The sequence below is a fragment of the Halovulum marinum genome (assembly GCF_009697225.1).
Lineage (GTDB): Bacteria > Pseudomonadota > Alphaproteobacteria > Rhodobacterales > Rhodobacteraceae > Halovulum > Halovulum marinum.
Genome location: NZ_WIND01000010.1, coordinates 117029 through 126886 on the forward strand (window position 1 = coordinate 117029; position 9858 = coordinate 126886).

Consider the following 9858-nt stretch of genomic DNA (forward strand, 5'->3'; position numbering starts at 1 on the left):
AGTATGTCATGAAAAGTAGTAACTTCGCCCATCTCGAACCCGACTTCCCCGCCGTCCACGGGGCGGCGACTTCGGCTGAGCGGCTGGCGATGTCGGAGCCCGAGGCGGCGGCGATCCTGGCGGGCAAGGCGGTAGAGCTGGCGCTCGGCTGGGCCTTCGCCCATGACGCGGGCCTGACGCCCCCCGCCCAGACCGGCGCGAGCCGGATGATCAACGATCCGGACCTGCGGACCATCATGGGGCAGAAGGTCCACGCCAAGGCGCGCTTCATCAACCTCGTCCGCAACAAGTCCGCCCACGACGGATCGAACCTGAAACCCGAGGGCGCGCGCCAGGTGGTCGAGGAACTCCACCACGTCCTGCACTGGTTCGGCCGAACATATGCCCGCCGCCAGAAGCCGCCCGAGCCGAACGATTTCGACCCCGCCCCGCTGACCGCCCGGCTCGACCTGATCCGCGAGGCCCGCGGGCGCATCCAGAGCACCGAGAAGGCCCTGGAGGCGCGCACCGAGGAACTGGAAGACCTCCGCGCCCGCTACGCCAGCCTCGACGACGAATTGAAGGCCAAGCGCGCCGAGGTCGCCAACGCCCGTCTCGAGCTCAAGACGGACACCCACGACTACAACGAGGCCACCACCCGCCTGCGCCTGATCGACCTGCTGCTGGCCGAATCCGGCTGGACCGACCTGAAGGAAGGCCGAGATCTCGAATACCGGGTGGAGCCAATGCCCAACGAGAAAGGCTTTGGTTTCGCCGACTACGTTCTGTGGGGCGCGGACGGCTTGCCGCTGGCCGTGGTCGAGGCCAAGCGCACCCGGCGGTCTCCGTCGGAGGGGCAGCAGCAAGCAAAACTCTACGCGGACGCCCTTGAGCAGATGCACGGCCGCCGCCCGGTGATCTTCTACACCAATGGCTACGAGCACTGGATCTGGGATGACGCGCGCAACATCCCGCCGCGCCGCTTGGGCGGCTTCAAGACGGCCCAGGAACTGGGCGAGATGATCGCCCGCCGGAAGGATGCGGAGCTGCTCGCTGCGCAGAAGCCCAAGGCGGCAATCGCCGGGCGCCCCTACCAGACCCGCGCCCTGACCCGCATCGCCGAGCATTTCGACGCCGGCTCCCGCAAGGCGCTGCTTGTGATGGCGACGGGCACCGGAAAGACACGAACCGTCATCGCCCTTGTGGACATGATGATCCGCGCCGGCCTGGTGAAGCGCGCCCTGTTTCTCGCCGACCGCGTTAGCCTGGTCCGTCAGGCCCGCAACGCCTTTGTAGCGCATCTGCCCGACAGCGCTCCGGTGAACCTCGTGACGGACCCAACGGGGACCGGCCGCGTCTTTGTCTCGACGTATCCGACGATGATGAACCTCATCGACCGGGCCGACAGCAGCGGCCGCCGGTTCGGCCCGGGCCACTTCGACCTCGTGATCATCGACGAGGCTCACCGGTCGATCTACAAGCGCTACCGCGCGATCTTCGAATGGTTCGACAGCTACCTGGTGGGCCTGACCGCAACCCCTCGCGACGAGGTGGACCGCGACACCTACCGGCTGTTCGACCTCAATCCCGGCCACCCCACGGACTTCTACGGCCTTGAGGAAGCGATCGAGGACGACTTCCTCGTGCCTTTCGACCCCATCTCCCTGCCGACGCGCTTCATGCGCGAGGGCATCCGCTACGACGATCTGTCGGACGAGGAGAAGGATCAGTGGGATGAGCTCGACTGGGGCGAAACTGGTCGGCGCGATGAGGTGACGGCGGGCGAAATCAACAAGTATCTCTTCAACCGGGACACGGTCGACAAGGTGCTCGCCCACGTCATGCAGTATGGCATCCACGTCGATGGTGGAGACAAAATCGGCAAAACGATTATTTTCGCTGCGAACAAGCCGCACGCGAAGTTCATCGAGGAGCGCTTCAACGCCGGTTGGCCGAACTACGGAGGGACCTTCGCGCGTCGCATCGTGCATGGCGAGAGCTACGCGCAGAGCCTGATCGAAGCCTTCGAGATTCCGAGCAAGGAACCCCAAATCGCAATCTCGGTCGACATGCTCGACACCGGCGTCGATGTCCCGGAGGTGGTCAATCTCGTCTTCTTCAAAATGGTGCGGTCGAAGACGAAGTTCTGGCAGATGGTGGGCCGCGGCACGCGGCTGTGCCCTGATCTTTTCGGTCCCGGGACGCGGAAAACAGAGTTCCGCATCTTCGATGTCTGCGGCAACCTCGAGTTCTTCGGCTCAAATCCGGAGCTTTCCGATCCGAGCGTGCCGAAGTCGCTCACAGAACGACTGATCGAGGCCCGCTTGAAGATCGCTCAGGCCATCGACGAGCCACAGCCCCTGATCAATAACATTCCCGATGGCAGCGATCACGGCAATGCGGCAACGCAGGAAGAGCTCACCGAAGTTCGGCGGGGGCTCGTTCATGATGTTCGGCGGTTCGTCCTGGGCCTCGATATCTCTTCCTTCGTCGTGCGGCGACACCTGCGCGAAGTCGAGACTTGGCAAGCCGACGATGCGCCCTGGTCGGCGTTGCCCGAGAGCGCGGCCGAGGAACTGTCGGAACTCGCCGCCCTCCCAAGCAGCGCAGACCTCGGCGGCGAGGAAGCCAAAAGATTCGACCTACTGGTGTTCGAGCTACAGCTCGCCCTCATGGGGCGATCGACGAGGATGGAATCCTGTCGGCGCAAACTGAGCGACATCGTAACTGCACTTTCTTCGAAAATGGTAATCCCGGCTGTGGCACGACATGCCGAGTTGATCGAGGAAATTCTGACTGACACGTGGTGGACTGGCCTGACTGTTCCAATCGTCGAACGTGCCCGTCTTCGTCTGCGCGAGATCGTTCACTTGATAGACCAGGGGTCGCGCACGATCCTCTACACGGATTTCGAGGATGAACTCGGTGCGCCAACAGGAGTGGTGTTGAACCCTGTCGCAGACTTCGCGGCATTCAAGAAGAGGGCCAGAGAATTCCTGCTGCAACATGAAGATCATGTCGCGCTGCGCAAGCTAAGGATGGGAAGGCCGTTGACAGCCTTGGACATCGAGCAGCTTGAAACGATGTTCCTCGAAGCAGGCATTGGCTCGGCAGAGGACATCTCTATCGCGAAAAGCGCGGAGAGCGCACAAGTGCGCGGGTTTGGGGTATTTCTGCGGTCCTTGGTCGGGCTGGATCGTGGCGCGGCTCAGAAGCACTTCGCCGGGTTCATCGCCGATGGTAAGTCAGCCGATCAGATCGAGTTCGTCGGCATGGTGATCGAGCATCTGTGCAAAAACGGCATCGTCGACCCCGGCATGCTCTATGACAGCCCTTTTACTGATCGGGCACCTGACGGTCCCGACGGAGTCTTCGATGAGGCAGAGGTGGACGATTTCCTGACGCGTGTGCGCCAGATGAACCGGACAGCCACCGTCGAGGGGTCGGCGGAGGCAAGTTGATCTCGTCACGCCTGTTCTACCGTGATGGCCGCTTTCTTGGGGATTCTTGGGGTTCCTGAGGTTCCTGAGGTTCCACGAGGTTCTCGTTCGCTTTTTACCTTACAGTTTCTTGGCTTTGCGTATCGCGCCCCGACAGTCGTCCGGATTTTTTAGACAATATTTCGGGTTTTTCCAGCACATTCACGAAAATTTCGTCCAGCGCGCCGGTATCGGCGGACGGATACCGGCGCGTTTCAGCCGAGGACACGCGCCGATCAGACAATTTTGCGGTGGTTCCAGACATTCCTGCGGGGTCGCGAGCACATTTTTTCTTCCGACAGCCTGAACTCGGACCGATCTCCCTCCTGACAAACGGAGAGAGCACATGTCCATCTTCGGCGTCGGCCCGGTTGCCAATACGTTTCACGAGAAACCCCAGAAACGCCCTGCGCCCGTCCAGCAATGCACGTTGGGTCGATGATTCACTGTTTTTTTCTTCTATATTGCCGTTCATTCAAGTTTCTCCTTTTCGTGGCTCCTTTCGATCACGCGACCGTATTCGGCCTCTGGTCGGCTGCGCTTCCGGAGCGTCTGAACGAGTACAGAATCAGAGCCAGTCCGGTCAGGATCATCGGTGCGGAAAGCACTTGACCCATTGTTAGCCCCCATTCGCCGAAATGAAGCGCGTGACCGATCGGATTTTCAGTGGTCACGAACTGCAAGTCCGGCTGCCGGAACAGTTCCACGAAGCTTCGGGCAAGGCCGTAGCCAATCAGAAATGCGCCGGTCAGCGCTCCGGGGATCTTCAGCCATCCGCGGCGCCAGGCGAGATAGAGCAGGAGCGTTCCGAGCAGCAGCCCTTCCAGAAGCGCCTCGTAGAGCTGCGAAGGATGGCGGGCGCAGAGCCCGGTGATGCCTTCACAGGCCTGCGCCGCCTCGCCCGGAAAGATCACCGCCCATGGAACATCCGTCGGTCGCCCCCAAAGCTCGTTGTTGGTGAAATTCGCCAGCCGCCCCAGAAACAGCCCCGGCGGGGTTGCCAGCGCAAGCAGGTCGGCGGTGCCGAGCAGGGATGCGTTCTGACGAAGACAGAAAATCAGCGTTGCGACGGCGACACCCGCAAAACCGCCGTGGAACGACATACCGCCCTGCCATACCTTGAGGATGTCCAGCGGGTTAGCGAGATAGTAGCCGGGCTGATAAAACAGCACGAAGCCCAGGCGCCCGCCGACGATCACGCCCAGTACGATCCATGTCAAAAGGTTCTCGATCTGCTGGCGATCAAGCGGCGGACCGGCCGGGTGCCAGAGTGCCGGGCGACTGACAGCCGCCACGCAGATGCGCCATCCGATGAGGAGGCCGGCGATATAGGCAAGCGCGTACCAGCGCAGCGCGAAGGTGAAACTGCCAATCTCGATCGAGAACAGGTCGGTTCCGATGTCGGGAAATGGTATCGCTGCAGTCAGCATGGAAAAGGTCCCTGTTTCTTGTGGTGGAATCGGAAACCGAGATGCCGATGGCGCTCGTTCCCGGGCGGTGGTTTCGGACGGTACGGTGTATCGCGATCAATCATGGCGCGATCCACGTCGTTGCCAGTCTCTGATACCGATGATGACGAGCGGGGTCAGGGTCAGCGCGCCCAGCCCGATTGCAGCCCAGGCCGCACGGGAGGTGTCTCCGCTGACGGCTTCGTTTCCGAAATGCGCGAGCACGAAACTGGCAGGAATGATCCCGGCCAGGGTGGCCAGACCGAAGCGCCAGAAATGCAACCGGCTGAGCCCCGCGGCATAGCTGACGATATCGAATGAAACGAATGGCAGCAGCCGACTGATAAAAACCGTGAATGTCAGCGCGTTCTGAGAACCGAGCCAGCCGGCATCGACCTTGTCACCGAACCACCGCCGCATCGCGTCGCGGCCAAGGAACCGGGCGAGCCCGAAGGCTGCGAGAGCGCCGAGTTCGGCACCGAGAACAACGTAGACGGTTCCGAGAGTGTGGCCGTATGCGGCACCCGCGGCCAATGCGATGGGTGCACTTGGGATCGGCGTGGCCACGATCGCGGTTGTCATCAGCCCCACGACCACGATTGGTCCCCAGATGCCTGCGGCCGCGACCCATGCTGATATCCTGTCTCTGTTCAATCCGGCCAGGGTGTCGGACACAGGTCCGAAGGCAAGGGCCAGCAGGACGGCCACAAAGACCAGCGCGACGGCGGCCCTGAGAGCAGGTGGAACGGTATGGCCGCGGTCCATCTGCGCCTCATGTCAGGTAAAGGACGAACAGAAAGGCCGCCGCCAGCAGATCGAACACGACACAGAAAGGGATATACCATCGCGGTACCCGCGCGCCGAAAAGGCCATTGTGGTGCGCCAGGTCCCATAGCGCATGCGCCGCGAGCCCGGCAGGCAAGGCCATCGGATGCCAGAGCAACCCTAGCACGGCAGTCAGGCCGTATAGAACGGCCACTGCCAGTTCCAGCCAGAACGCGGTTCTGGAATCCGAAGCGGCACCGAACCCGACATACGCGCCGCCGATCAGGGCCAGCGTGACTGCGGCAATTGCGACGGATACATCCTGCGCGACCATCAGGTGAACGGGCGCGAAGACGAGAAACAACACCGCCCCAAGGCCACTTGAGCCAACTATCTCGTAGGTTTGTCGATCTTGAATGTGGTCGCCAGACATTCCCGTATTGCCTCGATCTTGGTTGCTCCGGTTCCATGCCAATATGGCAATTCCAGTAACTGGAAGGTCAATAGTACCGCGAGCAAAAATCAGACTGCGTCCAAAGCCGGCCGCAGCAAGTCGCGGACTTGGCCGGCCACCGCATCCAGGTCGGCATTCTCTACCGCTTGCATCGACGCCACAGGGTCAATGGCGCTGATTTCGGTGTCTGCGTCTACTTGGCGCAGAATAACGTTACAGGGCAGCATCGCGCCGATGCGCGGCTCGATCTCGATTGCCTTGTGAGCCATGCCCGGATTGCAGGCGCCAAGGATGCGATAAGGCGGCATCTCAACGTTCAGTTTCTTTTTCATCGTCGCCTTCACGTCAATCTCGGTCAGTACGCCGAAGCCCTTTTCTGCCAATGCGTCTTGAACGAGCGATTCGGCGTCGTCTATGGCGACATCTTTCAAAACGCGATCATAGGTATAAGCCAATTCGGTTTTCTCCCTTTCGGATTCACGGCGGTTGCAAGTCCCTGTCTGGAAGCCGCAATTCCGAACGCGGTCTGGCTTTGGCGTCCGGATGTTTTGCAGGTCAGAGTTTTTCGGGGAATCGGCGCCGGACAGAGCCGGCGCCAGACCGCTCAATTGTCGTTCATCATGGTTCCGTCGCCCATGCCCTGGCCATTGCCGGGCTGAACCGGCGGCTGTGCCATGTTCGACCGCATCATCTGCATCCGTTCCATCATTTCGGCGGGTGCCGTCATCTCTTCCGGCGTCACCGCGCCGTCACCGTCAGCATCGAGGTGCTGGAAGCGATCCACCATCTTTTCGCGGATCATCGCGCTGTGAAGTGTTTCGAACTCGGCAATCGAAAGGGTCCCGTCGCCGTCGCTGTCGAATTCCGTGAGCTTGGCCTGCAGCTGTGAGCGCATCTCGTCGGGCGTGACCTTGCCATCGCCGTCGGCGTCGAACATCTGCATCATGCCGCCACCAGTCGGGCCCATACCGCCCATCATGCCGCCGCCCATCATGTTTCCATGCATGCGCTGCATCATTTCCATCATTCCGTCCGGGCCCCCCATCTTGCCCATCATGCCGGGGCCGCCGCTCTGCATCATGCCAGGCCCGGACCTGGTGCCGGGCGGCGCCGCCTGCAGCTTCAACTACACCACGGGCAGCCCGCCCTCGCTGGTGCTGGGCGAAATGGACGGCGCGGTCGCCGGGCTCGTCAAGCTGAGCGGTGATCTGGTCCGGATCGAGCAGACCGCGCCCGGCGAGCTGGGCACCGAGGGGCTGACGATTCGGCTCGGCCCCGCCGGGGGGGGGCGGAGACGCTGGAAGGCGTCGGGGCGGAACCGGTCGAGGCGACCATGACGCTCGAACTCGATGCCGGGCTCACTGCTGGATATCGCGGCTTCTACAGTTGTGGGGCGTGACATGAACCAGCTGACAAGCATCCAGACGCAGACGGCAAAGCTCTACCGGATGGTCATGCCGGACCACCTTTGCCCCTATGGCCTGAAATCCAAAGACCTGCTGGAACGGCAGGGCTACGAGGTCGAGGACCACCATTTGACCAGCCGCGCGGAAACCGACGCCTTCATGAAGAAGCACGGGGTCGAGACGACGCCGCAGACCTGGATCGGCGGCTACGAGGATCAGCGAAGATCAAAGAACGCAGACGGTTGCAACTCTTCTGAACCACTGGAAGGGACAGATTGCGCGTCAGGAGGTTCTCAATCCGACCGAACCAAGCTTCGACTTCCACGATCAGCCGCTGCCGCTCCGCCAGATCAAGTTTATCGAGCTCTCGCCGTCCCGGTCGCTCCGTCTCTCTGTGGTCTCTGCATTCGCGGACCTTTCGGGCTTCACCGCCTATATCGATGAGGCGGTGAAGCAGGGAGCGGTCGCGGAAGCAGTAAAGGCCCTCTACGTGCTGCGCGCTGAATTCCAGAATGTAGTGGAGGCGGATTTCGGGGGGCGTAAGGTCCGCTTCATCGGCGACTGCATCCACGCCGTCCTCGCGAATGGCAGCGGCCGCACGGCCGAGCCCCGACAAAGTGTCGCCACAGCCGTTGAGGCCGCCGCTGCGCTTCACTCGTCGTTCGCAATCTGCCAAACGGCCCTACCGAACACTCGGCGGCTCGGGCTCGCGATCGGTCTTGAACATGGTGTGACACCGATCACCCGCCTCGGCATACGGGGGGTCCGATCTGTCAGGGTCGCCTCGAGCGTAGCCTGCTGCCAGTCCGAGAAAGAGCAGAAGGCGCTTCTGACGAACGGTGTCCGCGTCGGACCCCGTGCCTTCGGGTTGATGCCGGCAGCAGTCCTGCCGCTGTTCGATCGGCACGGTTCTGCGGATGTGCTTGACTACGACGATGTCTGTGCCGGTTCTGGAAAGGTGGCTGCTGCGGCCGCGACGCCTGCTGCCGTAGTCCGGTCTCCGGTCGTGCAATCGCCCCATCTGGGCCGGGCCCACTTTCGGGGATGATCGTCTCGCTGGCACATCTCCTCGGTGCAGCACCACCTTGGGTCAAGGCCCAAGTGACGGAACCTGGCACCGCGAACATAAGTGTCCACCCGCCTCGCGCGAGCGGTGCTCTGACTCCCGGTTTCGATCTCGTCCTCCGCATGGACAGGGATCCGAAGACGTCCTGCGGACGCTGCGCTCAGCCGCAGCGGACGTGCTCGGAGATCATCCGGACCTCATTATCGGCGTAAACGGCAGCGTCGCGCGCCGGGAGGCAACCACCGGTTCGGACGTCGACCTCTTCGTCCTGACTCTTAGCGGCAACATTGAGGCAGCTAGAAGGGCGCAGGCCGCTCATCGGGGCCGCCTCACCGAACTGGGTGTCAAGATGCCCGCTCCCGGTGGCGTGTTTGAGGTGCCGCTGCCGACCGAGCAGCTGACGGGAACGATTGGCGGCGAAGACGACACCAACACATTCATAACCAGACGGATGCTCTATCTCCTAGAGGGGGAATGGGTTGCGAACCAGCATGGCTTCGACCGCCTCCGGTCGGACCTGGTTGCGCGCTATGTTCCTGAAGACCTTAACGCGCAAAAGATCGTCCGCTTCTTCCTCAACGACGTGATCCGCTACTGGCGCACAATCTGTGTGGACTTTGAGCACAAGACCTCCGACGCAACAAAACCGAGAGCCATCCGGCTCGTTAAGCTACGGCTTTCGCGTATGCTTCTATACGTCGCCGGGATTGCGGCGGTGCGGGAGACCGTGGGGCTGGATGCTGTGGCTAAACGCGAGAAGCTCGCATTGCTGCTGGCCATGCCGCCGCTGGACCGCCTCTCGCACATCTACGGGCCGGAAAAGATGGTGCCCGTCCGGGCACTCTACGCGACGTTTTTGGCATCTATCGACGATACGACCGTCCGGAGACAGCTCGAACAGCCCGGCACCGCAGGGCTCGATACGCCGGAGTTCGGCGACCTCGCCGATTTGTCGCGGGACTTCAAGGCAGCCCTGCTCGCACTTCTCTCTATGGAACCCGGTGGCGATCCCCTCATGGTAGCGCTCCTTCTCTGATCGGGTGCAGTAAACGAATGACGAGGCGAGGCCTCCCATGACGATCATCCTGCTCCGCCATGGGCGCACGGCGTGGAACCGCGCGGGCATCGTCATCGGCCAGAGGGACGTCCCGCTCGATGCGGGCGGACGACATGAGGCCCAAGAGTGCGCATTCCGACGCATCCGGTCGGCTGTTCCGACAACATCCGGTCAGTCATTCCGGGGTATCCGGTCACCTGAGGA

Annotated in this window: 11 protein-coding genes and 1 pseudogene; 6 read left to right on the forward strand and 6 right to left on the reverse strand. The window is 62.1% G+C overall.

The genetic code is table 11. The annotated features are described in order from the left end of the window. Nucleotides 1–8 precede the first annotated feature (8 nt). Nucleotides 9–3440: a DEAD/DEAH box helicase family protein gene (locus tag GE300_RS13475; protein WP_154447089.1), complete on the forward strand. Its 3432-nt coding sequence runs from the start codon at nt 9–11 to the stop codon at nt 3438–3440. A gap of 94 nt (nt 3441–3534) precedes the next feature. On the opposite strand, the gene GE300_RS23040 is transcribed toward GE300_RS13475, so the two are convergent. The 6 genes from GE300_RS23040 to GE300_RS13505 form a co-directional block, all read right to left on the reverse strand. Further along, nucleotides 3535–3933, reverse strand: a complete 399-nt coding sequence (locus GE300_RS23040; RefSeq protein WP_233416999.1) for a hypothetical protein — start codon at nt 3931–3933, stop codon at nt 3535–3537. 31 nt (nt 3934–3964) lie between these two features. Beyond that, on the reverse strand, nt 3965–4888 hold the full coding sequence (gene lgt, locus GE300_RS13485) for a prolipoprotein diacylglyceryl transferase (RefSeq protein WP_154447090.1): 924 nt from the start codon (nt 4886–4888) through the stop codon (nt 3965–3967). Nucleotides 4889–4984: 96 nt separating this feature from the next. Next, complete coding sequence (locus GE300_RS13490) at nt 4985–5671, reverse strand: TVP38/TMEM64 family protein (protein ID WP_154447091.1); 687 nt, start codon at nt 5669–5671, stop codon at nt 4985–4987. A gap of 7 nt (nt 5672–5678) precedes the next feature. Beyond that, nucleotides 5679–6104, reverse strand: coding sequence for a DUF6010 family protein (locus tag GE300_RS13495; protein WP_154447092.1), 426 nt, complete (start codon nt 6102–6104; stop codon nt 5679–5681). A gap of 89 nt (nt 6105–6193) precedes the next feature. Beyond that, nucleotides 6194–6580, reverse strand: coding sequence for a DUF302 domain-containing protein (locus tag GE300_RS13500; RefSeq protein ID WP_154447093.1), 387 nt, complete (start codon nt 6578–6580; stop codon nt 6194–6196). A 149-nt stretch (nt 6581–6729) separates the two neighbouring features. Beyond that, the gene (locus GE300_RS13505; RefSeq protein ID WP_154447094.1) at nt 6730–7206 is read right to left on the reverse strand and encodes an EF-hand domain-containing protein; all 477 of its coding nucleotides are present in this window, start codon (nt 7204–7206) and stop codon (nt 6730–6732) included. Here GE300_RS13505 and GE300_RS13510 point away from each other — a divergent pair. The 5 genes and pseudogenes from GE300_RS13510 to GE300_RS13535 form a co-directional block, all read left to right on the forward strand. Then, a complete protein-coding gene (locus GE300_RS13510) occupies nt 7205–7462 on the forward strand; it encodes a hypothetical protein (protein ID WP_154447095.1) in 258 nt (85 codons plus the stop codon). The two genes, GE300_RS13505 and GE300_RS13510, sit on opposite strands and share 2 nt — an antisense overlap. A gap of 63 nt (nt 7463–7525) precedes the next feature. Further along, nucleotides 7526–7753, forward strand: a pseudogene (locus GE300_RS13515) (glutaredoxin domain-containing protein); the annotation flags it as partial. A 172-nt stretch (nt 7754–7925) separates the two neighbouring features. Beyond that, nucleotides 7926–8579 carry a nucleotidyl cyclase domain-containing protein gene (locus tag GE300_RS13520; protein WP_233417000.1) on the forward strand — a complete coding sequence of 218 codons (654 nt, stop codon included), beginning with the start codon at nt 7926–7928 and terminating at the stop codon, nt 8577–8579. Between the two features lie 193 nt (nt 8580–8772). Beyond that, nucleotides 8773–9633 (forward strand): hypothetical protein, encoded by an 861-nt coding sequence (locus GE300_RS13530; RefSeq protein WP_154447097.1) that lies wholly within the window; start codon nt 8773–8775, stop codon nt 9631–9633. Between the two features lie 37 nt (nt 9634–9670). Beyond that, nucleotides 9671–9858 (forward strand): histidine phosphatase family protein (locus GE300_RS13535; RefSeq protein WP_233417001.1); only part of this gene is annotated, 188 nt, incomplete at its 3' end.